Origin of the sequence: Nocardia sp. NPDC005998 (assembly GCF_040614395.1) — a bacterium.
Taxonomy (GTDB): domain Bacteria; phylum Actinomycetota; class Actinomycetes; order Mycobacteriales; family Mycobacteriaceae; genus Nocardia.
The window spans coordinates 60535-81880 of record NZ_JBEXUI010000008.1 but is presented as its reverse complement, the minus strand read 5'-3'; the positions used below and the strand labels follow the sequence as shown (position 1 = coordinate 81880).

General features: G+C 65.6%; 18 protein-coding genes and 1 pseudogene. 10 read left to right on the top strand and 9 right to left on the bottom strand.

Annotated features, from left to right (window positions below):
- The first annotated feature begins 221 nt into the window (after window positions 1-221).
- Both ABZ293_RS14105 and ABZ293_RS14100 read left to right on the top strand, forming a co-directional pair.
- Window positions 222-2969 (top strand): AAA family ATPase, encoded by a 2748-nt coding sequence (locus ABZ293_RS14105; protein ID WP_355180517.1) that lies wholly within the window; start codon window positions 222-224, stop codon window positions 2967-2969.
- 101 nt (window positions 2970-3070) lie between these two features.
- Window positions 3071-3754 carry an alpha/beta hydrolase gene (locus ABZ293_RS14100; protein WP_355180515.1) on the top strand — a complete coding sequence of 228 codons (684 nt, stop codon included), beginning with the start codon at window positions 3071-3073 and terminating at the stop codon, window positions 3752-3754.
- A 204-nt stretch (window positions 3755-3958) separates the two neighbouring features.
- On the opposite strand, the gene ABZ293_RS14095 is transcribed toward ABZ293_RS14100, so the two are convergent.
- The 5 genes from ABZ293_RS14095 to ABZ293_RS14075 all read right to left on the bottom strand — a co-directional run bounded on the left by ABZ293_RS14095 (window position 3959) and on the right by ABZ293_RS14075 (window position 8096).
- A complete protein-coding gene (locus ABZ293_RS14095; protein WP_355180513.1) occupies window positions 3959-4255 on the bottom strand; it encodes a hypothetical protein in 297 nt (98 codons plus the stop codon).
- Between the two features lie 132 nt (window positions 4256-4387).
- Window positions 4388-4918, bottom strand: coding sequence for a cupin domain-containing protein (locus ABZ293_RS14090; RefSeq protein WP_355180511.1), 531 nt, complete (start codon window positions 4916-4918; stop codon window positions 4388-4390).
- Between the two features lie 358 nt (window positions 4919-5276).
- Window positions 5277-6041, bottom strand: coding sequence for a class I SAM-dependent methyltransferase (locus ABZ293_RS14085; protein ID WP_355180777.1), 765 nt, complete (start codon window positions 6039-6041; stop codon window positions 5277-5279).
- Between the two features lie 14 nt (window positions 6042-6055).
- Window positions 6056-7081 (bottom strand): alpha/beta hydrolase, encoded by a 1026-nt coding sequence (locus tag ABZ293_RS14080; RefSeq protein WP_355180509.1) that lies wholly within the window; start codon window positions 7079-7081, stop codon window positions 6056-6058.
- Window positions 7082-7250: 169 nt separating this feature from the next.
- Window positions 7251-8096, bottom strand: a complete 846-nt coding sequence (locus ABZ293_RS14075; protein WP_355180507.1) for a helix-turn-helix domain-containing protein — start codon at window positions 8094-8096, stop codon at window positions 7251-7253.
- 72 nt (window positions 8097-8168) lie between these two features.
- Here ABZ293_RS14075 and ABZ293_RS14070 point away from each other — a divergent pair, with 72 nt between their 5' ends.
- From ABZ293_RS14070 to ABZ293_RS14040, 7 genes are all read left to right on the top strand, one after another.
- Window positions 8169-8735, top strand: a complete 567-nt coding sequence (locus tag ABZ293_RS14070; protein WP_355180505.1) for a hypothetical protein — start codon at window positions 8169-8171, stop codon at window positions 8733-8735.
- A 22-nt stretch (window positions 8736-8757) separates the two neighbouring features.
- Window positions 8758-8967: a hypothetical protein gene (locus ABZ293_RS14065; RefSeq protein WP_355180503.1), complete on the top strand. Its 210-nt coding sequence runs from the start codon at window positions 8758-8760 to the stop codon at window positions 8965-8967.
- Window positions 8968-9379: 412 nt separating this feature from the next.
- Window positions 9380-10756, top strand: coding sequence for an MFS transporter (locus tag ABZ293_RS14060; protein ID WP_355180501.1), 1377 nt, complete (start codon window positions 9380-9382; stop codon window positions 10754-10756).
- Window positions 10746-11165, top strand: coding sequence for a MarR family winged helix-turn-helix transcriptional regulator (locus tag ABZ293_RS14055; protein WP_355180499.1), 420 nt, complete (start codon window positions 10746-10748; stop codon window positions 11163-11165). The genes ABZ293_RS14060 and ABZ293_RS14055 overlap by 11 nt, the downstream gene beginning before the upstream one ends.
- A gap of 139 nt (window positions 11166-11304) precedes the next feature.
- Entirely contained in the window at window positions 11305-12531 is a 1227-nt protein-coding gene (locus ABZ293_RS14050; RefSeq protein ID WP_355180498.1) for a cytochrome P450, read from the top strand.
- A 147-nt stretch (window positions 12532-12678) separates the two neighbouring features.
- Entirely contained in the window at window positions 12679-13611 is a 933-nt protein-coding gene (locus tag ABZ293_RS14045) for a family 2A encapsulin nanocompartment shell protein (RefSeq protein WP_355180496.1), read from the top strand.
- On the top strand, window positions 13583-15403 hold the full coding sequence (locus ABZ293_RS14040; RefSeq protein WP_355180494.1) for a family 2A encapsulin nanocompartment cargo protein cysteine desulfurase: 1821 nt from the start codon (window positions 13583-13585) through the stop codon (window positions 15401-15403). The genes ABZ293_RS14045 and ABZ293_RS14040 overlap by 29 nt, the downstream gene beginning before the upstream one ends.
- A gap of 83 nt (window positions 15404-15486) precedes the next feature.
- Here the strand turns inward: ABZ293_RS14040 and ABZ293_RS14035 are convergent.
- Together ABZ293_RS14035 and ABZ293_RS14030 are read right to left on the bottom strand one after the other, a co-directional pair.
- A pseudogene (locus tag ABZ293_RS14035) lies at window positions 15487-15625 on the bottom strand (cytochrome P450); the annotation flags it as partial.
- Between the two features lie 56 nt (window positions 15626-15681).
- Window positions 15682-16152, bottom strand: a complete 471-nt coding sequence (locus ABZ293_RS14030) for a hypothetical protein (protein WP_355180492.1) — start codon at window positions 16150-16152, stop codon at window positions 15682-15684.
- 183 nt (window positions 16153-16335) lie between these two features.
- On the opposite strand from ABZ293_RS14030, the gene ABZ293_RS14025 reads away from it, so the two are divergent.
- The gene (locus ABZ293_RS14025; protein WP_355180490.1) at window positions 16336-17256 is read left to right on the top strand and encodes an LLM class flavin-dependent oxidoreductase; all 921 of its coding nucleotides are present in this window, start codon (window positions 16336-16338) and stop codon (window positions 17254-17256) included.
- Between the two features lie 102 nt (window positions 17257-17358).
- Here ABZ293_RS14025 and ABZ293_RS14020 read toward each other — a convergent pair whose 3' ends face one another.
- Complete coding sequence (locus ABZ293_RS14020; protein ID WP_355180488.1) at window positions 17359-19911, bottom strand: MFS transporter; 2553 nt, start codon at window positions 19909-19911, stop codon at window positions 17359-17361.
- 233 nt (window positions 19912-20144) lie between these two features.
- Window positions 20145-21158 carry a polysaccharide deacetylase family protein gene (locus ABZ293_RS14015; RefSeq protein WP_355180486.1) on the bottom strand — a complete coding sequence of 338 codons (1014 nt, stop codon included), beginning with the start codon at window positions 21156-21158 and terminating at the stop codon, window positions 20145-20147.
- Window positions 21159-21346: the final 188 nt, after the last annotated feature.

Below are 21346 nucleotides of genomic sequence, written 5' to 3'. Positions count from 1 at the left end.
CGACAACAAGAGCGCTACACATACGTCGGGCATCGACCACGCCGACAGCGCCACCCGCCCGCTACGCACCGGGTGACCGGCCACAGCCCGGTGGCCGGTTCCGACAGAACCAGTGTCATTCGCACGCGAACCGATTGTTCTTGCGGACTTGGCGATTGTCTTAAGCTTCTGTGACATCACCTCATGGGGAGACTGGTGTGAGGTTCGGAGTGTGATGCCCGATGCTGTTCGGTCGCGAGGTCGAGATCGAGTTGCTCTCCTCCTTCGTCGCGGACGCGTGCGGTGGGGACAACGTGCTCGTGCTGACCGGTGAACCGGGTGTTGGTAAAACCGCGCTGCTGAATGCCGCTGTCGAGGTCGCGTCGTGGCATGGGGCGCGAGTATTGCGGGCGGCCGCGCTCGAGTTCGAAGCCGAGCTCCAGTTCGGGGCCTTGAACCAGTTGCTGCAGCCGACGGTCGAGTTCATCGACAGGCTCGAGGACCCGCACCGTGACGCGATGCGCGTGGTGATGGGTTTGGCGGCAGGCACTCTCCCCTCGCAGCTCCTTGCGGGTGCGGCGACGCTGGCGTTGCTGCGGGCGCGGGCTGCCGCCGAGGGTTCGCCGGTATTGCTGGTGGTCGATGATGTGCAGTGGCTGGATTTGTCCAGCAGTATGGCGTTGATCTACGCACTGCGGCGTCTGACCGGGGCGAGTACCCGGTTGCTGGCGGCAGTGCGCACCGACGCCGGTGATGCGTTCACCCGCAGTGGGTTTCGCGTGCACGAAGTCGCGCCGCTGGATGATCGCAGCGCCGAGGAGCTGCTGGTGTCGGCGTTTCCCGCGATGCCCGTGAGAGCGCGGGGGCGGTTGCGTGCGGATGCGCGTGGGAATCCGCTTGCACTGTTGGAGCTGCCCGCGGCTCTGGAAACCGAGCGTGGCTCGGCTCGGCTGTTCGACTTGCCACCGCTGACGCGGCGATTGCAGGAAATGTTCGCCGACCGGCTCGAGCACCTTCCGGATGAAACCCGGCGGATGCTGTTGTTCGTCGTCCTCTCCGGTACCGAGAACGGGATGGCGCTCGAGGACTGTGCCCCTACTCCGGAGGGACGCAGTGCGCTGCAGCCAGCCGAGCGGGCGGGGATCGTGCGGACCAATCCGCGAACCGGCAGGCTCGAGTTCCGGCATCCGTTGATCCGCTCCGCGCTGGTGGAGTCGTCGACCAGCGACGAACGCAGGACCGCGCACCGAATTCTCGCGGATGCATTCACCCGGTCGCCGCAGCGCCGGGCTTGGCACCTCGGTCAAGCCGCCACCACCCCGAACGAAGAGGTCGCGGGGCTGCTCGAAACCGTCTCGCAGCAGATGCTGCGGGACGGGGACAGCGTGCGCGCGACGGCGACCATGCTGCGCGCGGCCGAACTCAGCCCGGCCGACACCGACCGTGCGCGCCGCACGGCACGAGCGGCGTATCTGGGCTCGTTGCTCACCGGCGAGGTGTCCGGTACCGGCCGATTGCTGCGCACCGTCCCGGAATCCGGGGCACGCGGCCGATCGCTGGCGGTGGCGCTGGCCGCGGCCTTCCAATTGCTCAATACCGAGGGAGATGTCGCGACCGCGAGCCGACTGCTGTTGGCCGCATTGCAGAGCACCGACGACACCCGACACGATGACCCGGACACGGTCGTCGAAGCCCTACACACACTGCTCTACATCGGGTTCTACAGCGGCCGCCAAGAGCTGTGGCCCGATATCCGAAACGCCCTCGACCGCGTGCTACCGGACCCGTCCGACACGCTGTCACTGCTCGGCGGATCGTTCGTCGACCCGGTGCACACAGGTGCGAAGGTGCTGGCCGAACTCGATACGGCGATGGACGATCTGCGGTTCTCTTCGGACCCGGTACGAATCGTCCGGGTCGCGACCGCGGGTGCGTATCTGGATCGGATCGGCCGTATCCGGGAACCGCTTCAGCGGGTGATCGACGACGGCCATGACGGCGGTGCCGTCGCCAAGGCGATCGACGCGCTTTTCCTGCTCGGCATCGACGACTTCTTCACTGGCGCATGGGATCACCTGATCGAGGTGACCACCGATGGGCTGCGGTTGTGCGACGAGCTCGGATATCTGACCACGGCGGGGCCTGGGAAGTTTCTGCGCGGCATGGTCGCCGCAGCGCGTGGGGACGAGGCGGTGGTCGAGCAGCTCGCCGAACAACTGCTGATGTGGGCCGCCCCGCGAAATCTGCTGACCCTCGCCCACTACTCCTCGCATATCCGGTGCCTGCACGCCCTCGGCAACTCGGCATTCACCGACGCCTATCGGCACGCCGCCGCAGTCAATCCACCCGGGACCTTCGTGCCGCACAACCCGCACGCGTTGTGGCTGGTGCTCGACCTCACCGAGGCCGCGGCCCGCGGTGGACGCACCGTGGACGCTCGAGCACACGCTCGGGCGGCGAAAGCGGCAGGACTGGAGGAGCTTTCGCCCCGGCTGACCATGGTCACCACCGCCGCCCTTGCGGTCGCGCACCCGGACGACAGCGGATCGCTCTTCGAAGAAGCACTCGCCCTGCCCGGCACGGAGCGCTGGACATTCGATCGAGCGCGGATCGAGCTGCTCTACGGCGAACAGCTGCGCCGCGAACGCGCGAACGCGGCCGCCAGGGTCCACCTCGGCACCGCCGCGGAGATTTTCACCGAGCTGCGGGCGGCACCCTGGCTGCGGCGGGCACACGCCGAGCTCCGCGCCGCTGGCGAGGCTGCGCCGTCGGTGCGGTCGGCTGCGCTCACCGCGCGTGAACAGGCGGTCGTCGAACTGGCGGCGGCGGGCATGACGAACAAGCAGATCGGTGAACAGCTGTTCCTGTCGGCCCGGACCGTCTCCACACATCTGCATCGTGCGTTCCACAAACTCGGGGTCACGCGCCGCAGCGCGCTGCGCGACGCGCTACAGCGTGCGGCGGGTAGCGACGACCAGGTATCGGGCTGAGTGCGTCGAATCGGCGACGTACGTCATTTGACGGATTCCGCACGGCCGCAACAGCCTTAGTCTCGGGCAGGTCCGACATCCTTCGAGCTGAGGAAACCGATATGCCATCAACCGATAAGACGGTCGTACTTGTCCACGGCGGATTCGTGGACGGATCCGGCTGGCGCGGTGTGTACGACGAGCTGACCCGTGACGGATACCGGGTCCGTGTCGTGCAGAACGCCACCAAGTCCCTGGGCGACGACGCCGCCACCGCCAAGTCCGTCCTCGATGACCTGGACGGTCCCGCGGTGCTGGTCGGGCACTCCTACGGCGGGGCCGTCATCACCGAGGCCGGTCTGCACGAGGCGGTCACCGCGCTCGTCTACATCACCGCCTTCGCGCCCGACAAGGGCGAATCGGTCAACAGCCTGATCGCGACCTTCCCACAGGACGGTCCGCAGCCGCCGATCCTGCCGCCGCGTGAGGGCTACCTGTTCCTCGATCGGGCGAAGTTCCACGACTCCTTCGCCGGAGATCTGTCCGATGCCGACGCCGCCTTCCTCGCCGACTCCCAGGTCCCCTGGGGGGTCGACGCGCTCGGCACCACCATCACGGAGGCCGCCTGGCGGGTCAAGCCCAGCTGGTACCTGCACGTCACCGAGGACCGGATGATCCCACCGGCCGCACAGCGGTCGATGGCCGAACGCATGGGGGCGACCGTCCGCGAAACACCCGGAAGCCACGCCGTCTACGTCTCCCGGCCCGCAACCGTCGCCGAAATCATCCGCGCCGCAGCGCAATAACACCCATACACACGGCCACGCCCCGTCGGGCCGAGCCGTGACGCCGCACGGGCACCGGCCCCAGAGACATCAGGGACCGGTGCCCGTTTCATCACCGACTTCCCCTACGAGACCGGCGAAATCTTCATCCGACCGAGGCCATGTAGGCCGCCAGAATGTCGTTCGGGTGCCGGTCGAGGTTGGTCCGAGCAGTCCAAGCGGGCATCACGCCAACCGCTCATACAACCGATCGAACCGGTTCCCGAGCTCGGTGTAGGTAGCCAACCACCCACTGCTGGCAGCGATCTCACACAGCGGGCCGGTCGCAACGAACAGAAACTTCAGATCGGGCAACCGACTCATGTCACCCCGCCGAATCAGCTCCGAATGCTCGGTGAGATCCCCCACCAGCTCAGCCTCATCCGCATACCTAGACTGCCAGCTCAGATCCTGCGGTCCGACCCGCACGATCGCCATGACCTGATCGAGGATGTCGAGTATCTGCGCCGCCTCCGACTTCACCCCGCCAGCTTGGCACGCCCGAATCGAACCCGGCCGACGACACCGCGCCGCATAGCCCATCGCCACGCCGAGGTGGGTGGTGACGTACACAGCAGTGCGACAGCAGGGTTCGCCCGGACGCCGGGCGCGGGATCAGCGGACGAAGAATTTCGCCCAGGGGTCGTCGGCTCGTGCGGTCCAGTAGTTGCTGAACAGGAACTGTGCTGCCGCGATGTCTTCTGGCGCTGGCTCTTCAGTTCTCGGGGGAAGCTCACGCTTCGGTGCCGGTCTCGCGAGCCCCTTGATCACTTGCTCGAATCCGCCCGGGGTATAGCCGTTGAGTACACGGCAGACATCGCTCGTGACGTTGAAACTGTGCACGGTGCCCCGAGGAATCCACAGCGAGTCGCCATCTTGCCCCGACGACGTTTCGCCCTCGAGTTCGAAGTCGACAGTGCCGTCGAGGACGTAAAACCACTCGTCGACATTGTGCACGTGCTTGGTATGTGCGCCAGAGTCTTTCGGCATCAGCTGCTCGGTGACCGAAAAAACGCCCCCAGTTTGATGGGCCTCCAGCAGCGGAATCCACAGCAGATCGAGCATCCAAAACGCCGGTGCGTCTCTTCGACTGCTCAAGAGGGCGGGAAGTTGTGCCTCGAAGAACGAGGGTGTGGTGGGGGTCATCGCGGCCTGCCTTCCAGGAGGTGGAGTCAAACCAGATACCGGCGTCCGACAGCCGCAGTTCTGCCCCGACCCGACGCCGTCCGAAATTGAAACACACGAGTCGTTCCATTTCGGTAGCCGACCTTCCGTTCCGTTATCCGAGCATTGCCGGCGTGGCATCATGGCCGGGCGTTCCAGGAATCGGGCATCGGATGGTTCGCGTCCGAAATATCCGGAGCCGGGCCACTCGAATCCGCGAAACTTGCACCCGAAGTGCCCTTCTGAAACCGGACCGATCGCTGCCTGGACGACAGCGACAATCCCAGCTCGAAGGGCACTTTTCTCATCCATTGGATCGAGGCCGAGACAGACGAGTGCCTCAGCTTGTGACGGGCATCGCCGACTTGGTCGCCGTGACGAGTCTGGTGGGAAACCATGGGCCGCCCCACCACATGCGCCAGCCGAGGTTGCGTCGCCGCACGTCGGTCAGCCCGAGTTCGTGCAAGCGTGCGCGGTGTCGATTCGTGGCCCACAGATCGGCGATGGCCAGTCGACCGCCGGGGCGGAGCACGCGGACGGCGTCGTCGATGGCGGCACGCCGACCGACGGCAGCTGGGATGTTGTGCAGTACCAGGTTGCTGATGATCAGGTCGAAGGTGTTGTCGGCGAACGGCAATTGTGTGATGTCACCGGTTTCCACCTCGACCCGGTCGGCGACGCCTTCGCGCTCGGCATTGCGCCGGGTGGCGTCCGGGCTGTTGCCGGTCTGGTCGGCGTGCCACAGATCGATGCCGACCGCCCGGCCACGGGGCAGCAGTTCGGCAGCCATCAGGAGCAGCGCGCCGCGTCCACAGCCCAGGTCCAGCACCTGCTCGTCACCGCGCAGCCGGAAATCGTTGAGAATCCGCGCCCATACCTCGAACTTGCCGACTCGGGTCGTGTACAGATAGGAACCCACGAACAGCACCAGCCCGAGCGTCAGCAAGCCGGTCACCACGGCACCGATGAAGGCGCCGGTAACGATATTGCGCACGGTCAGCGCGATGAGCGCTGCGACGATGGCAGCAATGATCACCGCCTGCCAACGCGCTGAAATCACGCTGAAGTCTCCATCGATGCCGTAGTCACCCCGGCGACGTCGCAGATCCAATGTGGTGGTCATCGTATTTCCGCCTTCGTCGGCTCCGCCGCGGCGGCGCGTGATCCCGCGAGTCGACCACGGAGGAACTCGGTGATCTCCGCACGGGCGGCCTTGGCCTGTGGCACGACCCCGGGCAGGGTGAGGAACGCGTGCGGTGCCCCGGAATGTTCGGTTACCTGTGCGGGCGTGGCGAATTCACGCAATCGTTGGGCGTACCGGCGGCCGTGATCGGCCACCGGGTCGAGGGTCGGCACCACGACGAGTGCTGGAGCCAGCCCACTCGGATCGTCGGCATGCAGGGGCGACACCGCACGGGCATCTGCTCCCGGCGGCACCGCCAACTGCTGGAACAGCCTCAGCTTCGCGATGGTCAGCGTCGGACTATCCGCGTGCTGGGTCATCGAGGCGTAGTCGAACATCGTCTCGGTCAGATCCACGGCGGGATTGACCAACACCTGCGCCTGCAAGTGCAGCCCGGTCGCCTTGGCCCGGATCGCGGCCAGTGCGGAAATCAGCGCGCCGGTGCTCTCACCGGCAACCGCGATCCGCGCCGGGTCGATTCCCCACTCCGCGGCATGCTGCACCATGTGCCGCAGCACATCCCAGCCGTCGTCGACAGCCTCCGACAGCGGAGTACCCGGAGCGAGCAGACGGTGCTCGACCGAGACGACGACCGCGGGCAGCCGCGCCGCGAGATGGCTGTTCGCCCAGTCGCATTGCGCCGCGGTGCCCACGAACCCGCCGCCGTGCACGTGCAGCACGAGCGGCAGGGCGGTGCCATCACCGCGCCCGGGTGTGGGCCGGTATACCCGGACCCGGAGCATGCGATCGGGCAGCGCAACCTCCTGCCAACCGATCGTGGCGCCGCGATCGGGAAACCCGGTGATCACCCGAATGAGACGGGAGCCTGCCGTGCGGTTCGCCGCGTCGCGATAAGTGATCAACTCGGCGGCCGTCAGCGTCGGCCAGTCCGGCTCCTTTCGCAGGGCATGCAGCAGTCGGATGCCGAGCGGCGGCCGTTCGATGCCGGTTGCTCCGTTCACGTCATTCCTCCTCGATCACACCGCGTCGCATGGGTGACCCAAGTCGACGCGCGATTCCAGATATGACTGTCAGCATCACCAGCTCACCACCGGAAGTCTTGGACAAATGTTCCCGTTATGGCTGTTGGCGCCGCGGGAAGCGGCGATGGCCGAGCGCATTGGCTCGGGGTCACGCCTTGGGTACGTACTCCTGGGCAGACCACGCGACGGGGTCGACCGCGAGCCAGGGCGCAACAGCCAGCGCTATGGGTGTCAGCCCGGCGAAGGTCATGGCATCGCGATGGAGGTGGGACTGGTCGACATAACCGCTTTCCGCCGATACCAGAGCGGCACTATGTCCCCCGGCGAGGCGGTGCGCTGCATAGTCGAAACGGACCAGCTGCGCGGCCCGTTTGGGCGTCAGCCCGATCTGGGACCGGAACCGGGACCACAACCGCTTGCGGCTCCACCCGACCTCGGCCGCCAGCCGTTCGACCCGAATCCGCCCACGGCTCATCACGATTCGCCCCCAGGCAAAGGCGACTTCCGGATGGACCGCCCGGCCCGCCTGCTGTCGTCGAGCGAGTTCGGTCTTCGCGATCGCGAATCGACCGTCCCACGACCGGGTGGCGTGTAGTTGCTCTTGGATTCGCACGGTATCGCGCCCCCAGAGGTCCTCGAGGGCGACCACCGTCCCGCCGAACTCTGACGCGGTGCCCAGGATCGAGTGCGCGACCACCGGCGACAGCCGAACCTGCAGAAGGTCGACATCTCGCCCACACCCTCGAACGCTGACGGGGCCGAGGCCGACAACGCCGCTGCCCTGCGTCCGCGCACCGCTGGCGTCATCGACGAGCAGCACGTCACCGAAATCAATGAACACCATCAGCGCCGGGTACGGGACCAACTGCAGGTCGACCAGGCTCGTCGCGGCACCACGGAACCCGGCCATGCTGACTCCCGCCATGCGGCTCGACCGTGCCGGGACCGCGATATCCACCACAGCCCCAGCGACACGAACCGGCTCGACGGGCACGCCACCATGGTACGAGCCGCTCGGACCGCACGATCGCGGCTACTTGTCCTGGGGTGCCAATACAATCCCCGCGTGACGCTCACCCTCGCCGACCTGGTCGGCTACACCGATCGCGACCTCGATGCCGATCTGGTCCGTTGGTTCCCCGATGCCACGCCCGTCCACGTACCGGAGCAAACCCGTTCAGTGGCACCGTTTCTCGCGCGCCTGGCTCCCGCGGACGCGGCGGCGCTGGCCGCATTCGACCGGCGGGTGCGTTCGGGCCGGCTGCCGCAGTTCCTCGACATCTTCTTCTGGTCCTACGGATTCGACTTCGCCGCAAACGACTGCGGCATACGCGATTCGGACTACACGACCGAGCTCACCGACGAAGATATCTACTCGATCGGCGCCGATGGCGGCGGCAATCTGTACGTCGTGCTCACCAATGGCCAAGTGGCCGTGTGGTTCCACGAAGAGGAGGTACTCGAAGGCGGCACCCGCTTCGACAACCTCGATGTCTTCCTCTGGTCGTATGTGCGCTACCGCGCGGTGCGCGCGGGCAGACTCACGCGCTCGGCCGTGGAGGCGGACTTCTTAGCACTCGGACAGGACGGCGCGCTCGAACCGGGCCTCGGCCTGCTGAGCCTCATGAAGTAGACACCCGCCGTAGTGTGGCGGCGTGGGGTTTACCGAATATGGGCCAGGCGATGTCGTCTATTTCCCAGGCGGGCCGTTCAGCGGTGTTTGCGGGGTCGTGCGGGAAGTCGACAGCCGTCGCGCCAGGTTGCGCATCGATTTCGGCGAGGGCGTTGTCCACCGCGAAGGCGGCGTGCTGCGGGAGCGGCGGCACAGCCTGACAGTCGGGTTCGACGAGGTCGAGTTGGTGTAGCAAGCCCGCCGATGGCCCGGCGCTTCAGCGTCGAAGTGCCGGACAGAGCGGCGGAGTTCCATCCGGCGGTGTGGGGGCGTGGCCTGGTCGATTGCGGAAGTGGCCCGCATGTCCGGAGTGACGACGCGGACTTTTCCGCACGTGCCGGATGCGGCCGAGCCACCCGCGGCAGGGCTCGCCCGGTCACGCGAGATGCTGGAACGGATCGCCGGGGCCGCCTTCCGCGCGTCGTTCTCAGATAGGGACGCGCTGCCGACCGGCGCCGGACGGCGCGCCCGACCGAGGCCGAATTGGACGGGTCGGCCGCGAAACGCCCGCTCATCCTCGGAGAACGCACCGAACCCGTGTTCCGCGGATCACATCCGAGGCCACATTCTTGCATTCGGAACAGTTGTAATCACACAATCATTGTATGGTTACAACTGTTGGTGAGCTGACGCCGCGTCGAAAGGTGCTGGTCCTGGCGACGTGCTGTTCGAGCCTGCTGATCGTGTCGATGGACTCGACGATCGTGAATGTGGCGGTGCCTGCGATTCGGGCGGATCTGGATGCGCCGCTGACCCGGCTGCAGTGGATCATCGATATCTACACCCTCACGCTCGCCAGCCTGCTGATGCTCGCGGGGGCGACCGCCGATCGGTTCGGGCGGCGACGGGTATTCCGGATCGGGCTTTCGGTATTCGCACTCGGATCGCTGGCGTGCAGCCTCGCGCCGACGATCGAAACCCTTATCGGGGCAAGGTTTTTGCAGGCCGTCGGCGGATCGATGCTCAATCCGGTGGCAATGTCGATCATTACGCAGGTATTCACCGGACGGGTGGAACGCGCTCGCGCGGTGGGCATTTGGGGCGCGGTGGTCGGCATCTCGATGGCGCTGGGTCCGATGGTCGGCGGTGTGTTGATCGATTCGCTCGGGTGGCAGTCGGTGTTCTGGATCAATCTGCCGATCTGCGCGCTCACGCTGGTATTGACGACTCTGTTCGTGCCGGAATCGAAGTCCGCCGCGGTGCGCGGACTCGATCCGATCGGACAGCTGCTGGCGATCGCCTTTCTGCTCACCTTGGTTTTCGGATTGATCGAGCAACTGCCGGTGGTGTTCGCGGTGTCGGCGGCGGCTTTCGCGGCCTTCCTGTGGCAGGAATCGCGGCGCGCGGATCCGTTCATCGATCTGCGGTTCTTCCGGAGTGTGCCGTTCGCCTCGGCCACGGTGACCGCGATCTTCGCCTTCGCCGCACTCGGCGCGTTCCTGTTCACCTGCTCGCTGTATCTGCAAGGCGTGCGGGGCTATTCGGCGGTGCACACCGGCTTGCTGTACCTGGCGATGGCGGTCGCGACGCTGATCTTCTCGCCGCTGTCCGGACGTCTGGTCGGGCGCTACGGGACCAAACCCTCGCTGCTCGCGGCGGGCACCGCGATGACCATTGCCGCCGTACTGCTCACCCGGCTCGACGCCACCACACCGATCTGGCAGCTGGTGAGCGTCTTCGCGATCTTCGGCATCGGATTCGGCATGGTCAATGCGCCGATCACGACATCGGCGGTCAGCGGGATGCCGCAGGATCGCGCGGGCGCCGCGGCGGCGGTCGCTTCGACCAGCAGACAGGTGGGCGTGAGCATCGGAGTCGCACTGTGCGGTGCGCTGACCGGGGCCGGTCTGTGGTGGCTGATCGCGGTGTTCACCGCGGGGATCGTCATACTCGGCATAGTCGCGAACACCCGATGGGCCGCCCGGTCCCGTGATCGCGTCGCCCCGATATTGGAAGAGAGGGTCCCCGCGCATGCCGGATGACGCACCCACTGCCGACATGGTGTGGGCACAGCTCACCCACCTGGTGATGGATACCCGCGACTCGTGGAAGCGCGCGGTCACCGAACGAACGGGGTTGCCGTTCAGCCGGATTCGCATCCTGCGCCGCCTGCGCCCCGGACCGCTCACGCTCAATCAGATCGCGCAGGCCACCGGCATGGATGCGCCAGCGACCACGGTCGCGGTCAATAACCTCGACGAACTCGGACTGGTGGTGCGCGAGATCGACCCGACCAACCGCAGACGCAAACAGGTCTCCATCACCTCCGCCGGGCGGGCCGCCCTGGCCGAGGCCATGGCCACCCCCGATCCCGCACCGCCCGCGGTCGCCGCCCTCTCCCCCGACGACCTGAACACGCTGCACGGCCTGCTGCGCAAGCTGGAGCACTGACCGCCGAAACCGTCCCCGAGCTGCCAAAACCTCGTCACGAACGCGCGTCACGCCGGGCCGCACAGTCGTTTCACCTCTTCGGAGCGACGCACTGTGCTTCAATCGATTGTAGAACGCGTTCTACCTCTGGGAGGTGGCCATGGCCACGCCGTCGATTCCCACCGGATTCGATCTCACCGATCCGGATCTGTGGGCGAAACGCAGACCAACCGAAGAATTCGCGGAGCTGCGCAGGACCGCACCGGTCTGGTGGTGCGCCCAGCACGATCGATCCAGCGGTTTCGCTGACAGCGGCTATTGGGCGGTGACCAAACTCGAAGACATCAAAGAGATTTCGAAGCATCCGGAGATCTTCTCCTCGACCGAGAACGGCGCGATCATCCGCTATCAGCCCGACATCACCCGCGAGCAGATCGATATGCAGCGGGTGATACTGCTCAATATGGACCCGCCGTTGCACACCAAGAATCGGCGCATCGTTTCCAAGGGCTTCACGCCGCGCGCAGTAGAGGGCCTGCGTGCCGCACTCACCGAGCGCGCCACCCGAATTGTGCACGAGGCCAAGAAGTCCGGCAGCGGTGACTTCGTGGAGCAGGTCGCCTGCGAATTGCCGCTGCAGGCCATCGCCGAACTCCTCGGGGTGCCCCAGCAGGACCGCAAGAAGCTGTTCACCTGGTCGAACCAGATGATCGGGGCCGATGATCCCGAGTACACGAGCGACGCGGCGACGGCGCAGCTCGAATTGACCGGCTATGCCTGGACCATGGCCGAGCAGCGGCGGGTCTGCCCGGCCGACGATATCGTGACGCAATTGGTGAACGCCGATATCGACGGCGAACATCTGGGGTCGGATGAGTTCGCGTTCTTCGTGATTCTGCTGTCGGTGGCGGGGAACGAAACCACCCGCAACTCGATCACGCACGGCATGAAGGCTTTTGTCGATCATCCGGACCAATGGGAGCTCTACAAAAAGCTGCGTCCGCGCACCGCGCCGGATGAGATCGTCCGTTGGGCCACGCCCGTCTCGGTATTCCAGCGGACCGCGACCCGCGATGTCGAACTCGGCGGACAGCTGATCCGCAAGGGCCAGCGCGTCGGATTGTTCTACAGCTCGGCGAATTTCGACGAGGACGCCTTCGCGAATCCCTTCGACTTCGACATCCTGCGCGATCCCAACCCGCATGTCGGGTTCGGCGGCGCAGGCACGCACTACTGTCTGGGCGCGAATCTGGCTCGCCTCGAGATCGATCTGATGTTCAATGCGATCGCCGACAGCATGCCCAATCTGCACCAGGTCGCCGAGCCCGAACACCTGCGCTCCGGCTGGCTCAATGGGATCAAGCGCTGGGAAGTCGAATTCGATTGAGAATCGTCCCTCCTTGAATATCAAGGTTGGTCGTTTGACCAAGGACACGGCCCGATCGATGACGCTCACCTCCCGACAACCACAAGCTCAGCGCATAGCATGACGCGCGGTGGTAACGGTCGATTTGCCGACTCGAAGGTGATGCCGATGACGAAGGCTGTTCCGCAACCGATGGCGCTGGGCGACGATGCCGCTCGGGTACTCGCGAATGCGACCAAGACCGTCCCGCAGATGGAATCGATCACCCCACGGTGGCTGGTCCATCTGCTCAACTGGGTGCCGGTCGAAGCGGGCATCTACCGCCGCAACCGGGTTACCCACGAAGACACCGTGGATATCAAGTGCGACAACTTCGACGAGTCACCGCTGCCGGAGACCTTCATCGACTACGAGAAGCAGCCGAGGGAGTACCGACTCAAGGCCGTGCACACCATCCTCGATGTGCACACCCGGGTCTCGGATCTGTACTCGAGTCCGCACGACCAGATTGCTCAACAGTTGCGGCTCACCATCGAAGCGATCAAGGAACACCAAGAGGGCGAGCTGATCAATAGCCCGGACTACGGTCTGATCGCGAATACCGCATCCAAGCAAAAGATTTCGACGATCGCCGGACCACCGACACCGGACGATCTGGACAACCTGCTCGCCCGCGCCTGGAAGGAACCCGGCTTTTTCCTCACCCATCCCGAGGGGATCGCGGCCTTCGGCCGGGAATGCACCCGGCGCGGGGTGCCGCCGCCCACCGTCAGCCTCTTCGGTTCCCAGTTCGTGACCTGGCGGGGGATTCCGCTCGTTCCGTCGGACAAGATTCCGCTGGAGCGGGGCAAGACGAAGTTCTTGCTGATCCGGACCGGCGAATCCCGGCAGGGCGTGGTCGGCCTGTACCAACCCGGCCTGGCCGGGGAGCAGGGCATGGGGCTTTCGGTGAAGTTCATGGGTATCGACCGCAGCGCGATCGCGTCGTATCTGGTGTCGCTGTACTGCTCGCTGGCGATCCTGACCGATGACGCGGTGGCACTGCTCGAGGGAGCCGAGGTGGACAAGTTCCATGACTACGCACACACCTACCGGAAGTGACGGACCGACTCCCCTGAACCCGAACGATCCGACGACCGACGGTGCGGCAGTATCGAATTGGCTGCTGCCCGACGAGGCGACGCTGAATCGATTGGCGGGCGAGTTCTTTTCGGCGTTGCCGGCATCGCCAGGTATCGCCTCGCTCGGTGCCGCGCAGCCGAGTTCGCCGGTGTCACTTCCCAATACGTTCACGCCCGCACTGGACCTACCGACGGCGCGCACACAACAGGGGGTCGGGTCACAATACGGCTCGGCGCCCCAGGGCGCGGTGCCGCCCGGTGGACCGACGCCGGATGTCGAGGTTCCCACATGGGGATCGGACGTCGCGATGTCCACTCCGGCCGGTCCGCCGCCGACCTCCGCGGCGCGCAACGCCGATGTCTACGCCGATCCGTTCCTGGTAGCACTGCCACCGATGGACGGCCTGCTGTCACCGCCACGTGTCATGGACACTATGACCGCCGGAACTCCGACGTTCAACTTCCTCGACCGCCAGGAATCTCCTGACACACAGCCGAATTCGCAGTTCTATTTCCTCGACGCCGCGAATCGGCGCCAGCCCGATCGGCATCCGCCCTTCGACGTGCACGCCGTGCGCAATGACTTCCCGATCCTGCGGGAACGGGTAAACGGCCAGCCCCTGGTGTGGTTCGACAATGCCGCCACCACACAGAAGCCCCGACCGGTCATCGAACGCATCGCCTACTTCTACGAACACGAGAATTCGAATATCCATCGGGCCGCACACCATCTGGCCGCCCTCTCGACCGATGCCTATGAGCGTGCCCGCGATACGGTGGCACGCTTCCTCGGTGCGTCGGCCGCGGAAGAGATCGTCTTCGTGCGCGGCACCACCGAGGGCATCAACCTGATCGCACAGACCTGGGGCCGCAAGAACATTCGCGAAGGCGACGAGATCCTCATCTCCCACCTCGAACATCATGCCAATATCGTGCCGTGGCAGATGCTCGTCGCGGAAACGGGCGCACTGCTGAAGGTCATCCCGACCGATGACTACGGCCAGCTGCGGATGGACGAGTACACCCGGATGTTGTCGGACCGCACGAAACTCGTCTCCGTGGCGCATGTCTCCAATGCGCTCGGCACCATCACCCCGGTGCGCGAGATCGTCGCACAGGCACATCGAGCGGGTGCGCTCGCGCTGATCGACGGCGCACAATCGGTGCCGCACACCAAGATCGACGTCCAGTCGATCGACGCCGACTTCTTCGTCTTCTCCGGCCATAAGCTGTACGGCCCCACCGGAATCGGTGCCGTCTTCGGCAAGTACGACGTGCTGCGGGATATGCCGCCGTGGCAGGGTGGCGGGAATATGATCTGCGATGTCACCCTGGAGCGTTCGCTGTTCCAGCCACCGCCCGGCCGATTCGAGGCGGGCACCGGGAATATCGCGGACGCGGTCGGATTGGGCAGCACGATCGAGTACGTCGAGCGAATCGGTATCGACAATATTTCGCGCTACGAACACGGACTGCTCGAATATGCCACGCCGCGCCTGGCCGCGATACCGGGTCTGCGTTTGATCGGGACCGCAGCCGACAAGGCGAGTGTGATCTCATTCGTGCTGGATGGATACGAGCCGCTCGAGGTCGGAAAGGCGCTGAACGAGAAGGGTATCGCGGTGCGCGCCGGACATCACTGTGCGCAGCCGATCCTGCGGCGCTTCGGGCTGGAAGCGACCGTGCGGCCGTCCTTCGCGTTCTACAACACCTGCGATGAAATCGACCGGATGATCGTCGAGCTCACGCGGTTGGCGCGCGGGCGAGGGTGAGTCGGCGCGGCGTCACCGGGGTGGGCAGCGCGGCGAAGCCATGGTTGTTGGCCGAATCGATCCGAATTCCGCAGTGCGGCACGCACATCCGCGTGCCGCAAAAGCGTCCAGAAGTCGTCGGTCTCGTTGCGGAAGACCGGCGCCTGGTCACGCAGCCGGGCGTAGTACGGGTACGGGCCCTCCGTGCACATCGAAATCGTAAGGGCTGTAACGCACCTGCATGGGATGCCTCCGTACCACGCGTCGAGCGGTTATGGTCGACCGTCGTCGACCATGGGCTAGTTCGGCACGAGGTCGTAGTTCAGCGGCTCGAATCCGGCGGGCACCGTGGCGCTCAGCGAGATCCGGTCTCCCGCCCACGCACCGACCAGCGCGGCATCACCGCCGGTGCGGCCGCCGTCGCAACCCGCGCCCTCGGCGGTCAGCATCGGCAGCGGGTGGATGCGCTCACCGTCGCCGCCCAGCACGGCTGCCTTGTCGACATAGGTGCGTTTGTCGTGGTTGAGGATGTAGCGGCCGATGAAGCCGTATCGCGGCGCCACGAGCGGGGCCACGGAGACGGCCTTGTCGTACAGACTCTTATCGGTCGGTACGCCCTGTGGATGGGGCTGCGGTCCGGCCCACACCACACGGGTCGGCACGGTCAACAGGCGCTCCACCCCCTGGACGAAATCGTCGCCGATCCAGGCCTGTTTCATGAACCCGACCTTGGGTTCCAAATACCCGATCAGCTCGTGGTCAGCGTCCAAGAAGACGGCTCTGCAGAACTGCCGCACGGCGGTGATTTCCTCTCTGGGATAACGACTTTCAGACAATTATCCACACCGGCGCGGTTTCGGCTCGCCGGGCGGTTACAGTCGAGTTACCGGCGTGTTCAAGTCTCCATCAAGATCGCCCGTCCGGATGGTGCGGACACGGGCTAGGCTCAGATGATGCGATACGCCATCTCGGTGCCGCAGCTGCTCCCCGACGGCACCTTCCAACCGGCCTACCTGCGGGAATATCTGGACCGAGCCGAAGCGCTCGGCTTCGAAAGCGCGTGGACGACCGAGCAGCTGCTCGGCTCGGCGCCCAATCTGAGTCCGATCGAACTGCTGACCTTCGCCGCTGCCCTCAACGACCGCCTGCGCTTCGGTTGCGCGGTGTTCGTGACGCCGCTGCACAACCCGGTCCACCTGGCCAAACGCATCAGCACACTGGACCAGCTCACCCGCGGACGGCTGGAGATCGGCGTCGGCATCGGCGGCCGCAACCGGATGTTCTCCGCCTTCGACGTCGACCCCGCCGACAACCTGGTCACCCGCTTCAACGAACACCTGCGGGTCATGAAGGCGCTGTGGACCCAGCCGCGGATCGATATCGACGGCCGGTTCTGGCAGCTGTCGGACGCCACCATGGAGCCCAAACCGTTCCAGAAGCCCTATCCCCCACTGTGGTTCGGCGGCAGCACGCCCGCCGCGCTGCGGCGTGCGGTCCGGCAGGGCAACGGATTCTTCGGCGCGGGCTCGACCACGACGGCGAAGTTCGCCGAGCAGGTGCGGTTCGTGCACGAAACCCTTGCCGAAACCTCCGGCGCCCCAGCGGATTTCCGCATCGCCAAGCGCGTCTACATCGCGGTGGACGACGACCCCGTGCGGGCCGAACAGCGCATGGCCGCCGCCCTGATCGATTTCTACGGCGAATTCGGCAAGACCCTGCTGCCGGTCGCGGTGCACGGAACGCCCAAGGACTGCGTGCGGGGCCTGCGCGAGGTGGCCGCGGCCGGTGCCGAAATGATCCTGATCAATCCACTCTTCGACGAGGCCGCGCAGATGGAGCGGATCGCCGCGGAGGTGCTGCCGCACGTCGACTGATAACACCGAGCCCGCACCGCTGCTGACGCACCTGGCCGCCGTCGACAACCTCGACCTGATGCGCAGCATCGTGCAGCTGGCGGCGGCGGACCGAGCGTTGCGTCAGTGCTGATCGGCGTCGTCGGGCTCGTAGGCGAGACGGACGTCGTGGGTGACTTCGCCGCCGGACACCGTGACTCGGCTGCTGATCGCTGGGTAACCGCGGGCGATCACCGTGTACTGGCCCTCGGCCAGGTCGGTGACCAGATAGCGGCCATTGGCATCGGTGCGGGCGGTGGCGGTCAGATCTCCTGCCGCATCCAGCACCGTGATCTGGATATCCGGGACGGCTCGGTCGCCGTCGGCCCAGGCTGATCCCGCGAGTACGGCCATCGATGCCATATCGATATCGTGGCGCAGCAGACCGCTGTCGGGCACGGTAAGTGTGATCGCGCTCGGGCGCATGTGCTCAGCGACGGCCACCAGGGTGTAGGTGCCCGAGACGACGCCGTGACAGGCGTAGGTGCCATCGCCCGCGGTAATGGCGGCCCCGACGACCTCGCCGTGTACATCGGTCAATGTGACGGTGGCGCCGGATAGCGGAGTGCCGCGACCGGCCGACCGGACCACGCCCGACAATTCACCGGAACCGGTGAGGGTCAGGTCGAGCAGCTGTGACCGCTGTCCAACGGCGACGCTGACCGCCTCCGGTCGATGTCCGGTCGCCGAGGCGATCAAGACATAGTTGCCCGCCGCGGGCGCACCGATGAGGTAGCCGCCGTCGGCATCGCCGGTCGTCCGCGAAACCTGTTTGCCGCGTTGGTCGATGAGGGTCAGCACCGCCCCCGGCACCGGTCTGCCGTCCGCACGCCCGATCCGCCCGCCGATCGTGCGGCCTTCGTACTCGCTGCTCGAAAACGACTGCGGCACAACCGCGGCCACATACACACCATTGCCGTCGTGCGCCACCGAAACATGTCTGCTGACCGCACCCACAAGCACCGGTTCGGGCTCGGAGACCACCTCCGCGGCCCCCTCCCAGACCTGCGCCTCGTCCCAGCTCGATTCGGCATCCAAGGTGACCGGCTCCGGTGCGGGCACCGGATTGTCCTGCAGCGGAATCTCTTTCATGAACATCAGCACCAGACAGGCAAGCAGTGCCACACCCGAGGCGACATAGAAGACGCCGTGCATGGCATCGGTGAACCCGATCAGGATGGGCACCCTCAGTTCGTCCGGCAGCGCCGCGATCCCACTGGTATTGCTCTGCATGGTGCTCAGTTGCGCAGCGTCGAATCCGGCGGGCAGCGCTCCGCCGAACGCATCGATGATCCGGTGCGGCAACAGATTGAACAGGATGGTCAGGAATACCGCGACGCCAAGGGTGCCGCCCATCTGCCGGAAGAAGGTCGCCGACGCGGTCGAAACACCCATATCCGAGCGCGGGCCCGCATTCTGCGCCGCGATGATCAGCGTCTGCATGCAGCCACCGAGGCCGAAGCCGATGACACCGCCGTAGACCAGCGGCTGCCACAGCGGGCTGTCGTAGTGCACCTGTCCGTACAGGGCCGACCCGACCGCGATGACGAAGGTTCCGATCACCGGCAGCACCTTGTAGCGCCCGGTCAATTTGGTGATCAGCCCGGCGAGCTGCGAGCCGAACATGATGCCGAGCACCAGCGGCAGCATCAGCAGACCCGATTTGGTCGGAGAATACCCGCGCACCACCTGGAAGTACTGCGGCACCATGACAATCGCGCCGAACATCGCGACACCGACGATGAACCCGCCCGCAATGGTCACACTGAAGGTCGAATTCTTGAACAGCCGCAACGGAATCAGCGCCGCATCCTTCATCAGGAATTCGACGAGCAGGAACAGCAGCAACCCGGCAGCACCGATCCCGTAGCAGATCAGCGCGCGCTGCGAACCCCATCCCCAGTCCCGGCCCTGTTCGGCGACGATCAGCAGCGGCACCACGCAGGTCGTCAACGCGACCGCGCCAAACCAGTCGATGCGGTGCTGCTGACGCTGATGCGGCACATTCAGCACCTTGGCGACCACACCGAGCGCGAGCACACCGATCGGCACATTGACCAGGAAGACCCAGCGCCAGCCCTCGACACCCCAGAGCTGGTCGTAGTTGGAGAAGAAGCCGCCGAGCACCGGCCCGAGCACGGTGGCGGTACCGAAGACCATCATGAAATAGCCCTGGTAGCGCACCCGCTCCCGGGCGGGCACGATATCGCCGATGATGGTGAAGGCCAGCGACATCAGCCCGCCGGCGCCGAGACCCTGGAAGGCGCGGAATCCGGCGAGTTCGTACATCGAGGTGGCGAAGGTGCAGGCCACCGAGCCGATGACGAACAGTCCGATCGCGGTGAGGTAGAACGGCTTTCGGCCGTAGATATCGGCCAGTTTGCCGTAGAGCGGCGTGGTGATCGTCGCGGTGATCAGATACGCCGTGGTCGCCCAGGCCTGTTCATCGAATCCGTCCAGGCTGTTGGCAATCCGCACAATGGCGACGCTCACAATGTTCTGATCCAGCGCGGCGAGGAACATGCCGAGCAACAGACCGGACAGGATGGTCAGGATCTGCCGGTGCGACAGTGACGTACCCTCACCGGCATCCAGGTCCGGCGGCGTTGCCGGTGCCTGGGTGGTCGCATTCGTCATATTTTGAGCCCTAGTTCTGATCGGCTATCCGTGGTGGAAGTTCTCTCGAAACCTGAGTCGAGCCGGTCGAGCGATGGCATACTGCGCCACAAGCGATCTGCCCCCACTCGCTGATCCCCTGTAACTCGTTGCGGTGGCTAATATACATATGGCCGCGCAGCTCGAAACGGGCTGGTGACCGGTTGCCGGACGACCGACACCCAGCCAGCAGCAAATCGGCTAGTCGATGTTTGTCAATACGGATTGAGCTGATCGCGCCAGCGTGGATTCAGTTCATCGGCAAGCTGTTCGGGGACCGAGATCTTATTCGGGTTGCCGTCGGAGGTGAAGCGCTGGTCCGGATGCTGGTCGAGGCGATCGAGCCAGTAGGCCGCGGCGAAGTCGACCTCATTCCTCCCGGATCGGATGCGCGGGATACCGGCGGGATCGACCCGGCCGAATGGGGACGGCGCCGGCTCGGCGCCGACCAGCAGCACCGCCTCGAAGGTGTAGGGCTCGCCGTCCCAACTGCCCGCGGTGGCGAGTCCGCGCTCGCGCGGGAAGATGCCGAGCGGTAACGCCATGGTGCGCACCCGATAGCCGGGCACCGCGGACTCGATCGCGCGCACGTTCGCGGCCAGTTCCCGTTGGACGCCGGTGCTGTCCAGGCTGGCGAGGTTCGCGTGGTTCGCGGTGTGGGCGCCGATCTCGTAGCCGTGCGCGGCCAGCCAGGGCAGTGCGCGCCCGTCATCGGCGAACGGGTCGTTGTTGACATAGAGGGTCGCGGTGGGTGCGAAGTCCGGATGGCGCGCGCGGAACTCCTCGAGAATTCCGATCGCGGTATCGGGGGCCACCTTTCCGTCCTCGGCGAAGCGGAGCTGCGTGACAGTGGAGTCGTCGAAGGTCAGCACCACCGGGTGGGTGCCCGCGGGGATATTGATGCGACCGGCGATGTAGTCGGCGACGGTCACCGGACGATAGTTCTCGCGATACAGCCGTTCGAGTTCGGCGCGAAACTTCTCCGGCGTCTGGTCGTATTCGCCAGCCGGTGCCGGTGTGACCTGGTGGTACATGAGGATGGGCACGAGCCCGAGCTCATTGGCACCGACCGAAGCCGGGTCCGGCATCGGTGTCGGTGTCGTCGCCGAAGCGGACACGATTTCGACCGCTGCGGGGACAGGGTCGGCCGCCGAACCACATGCGCTGACGGTCGCGAACATCAAGGCGGACAGGACGACCCGAGCTCCGATAGCCGCGCGTCGCACCACGGTTCGAACGGTACGCGGCGGCAGGGAATCTCGGTTGCGAATCGGAATATGCCCGCCCATCAGCGCTGTCCGAGGTAGATAGTTAGGCGATAGCAACAGATGAAAGTTGGTGTGCGCGTTGGACAAATTGGTCCGAATTACCGGACGATGGCGACTGGCCGCAGTAGCGGTTATCGCGGCTCTATCAA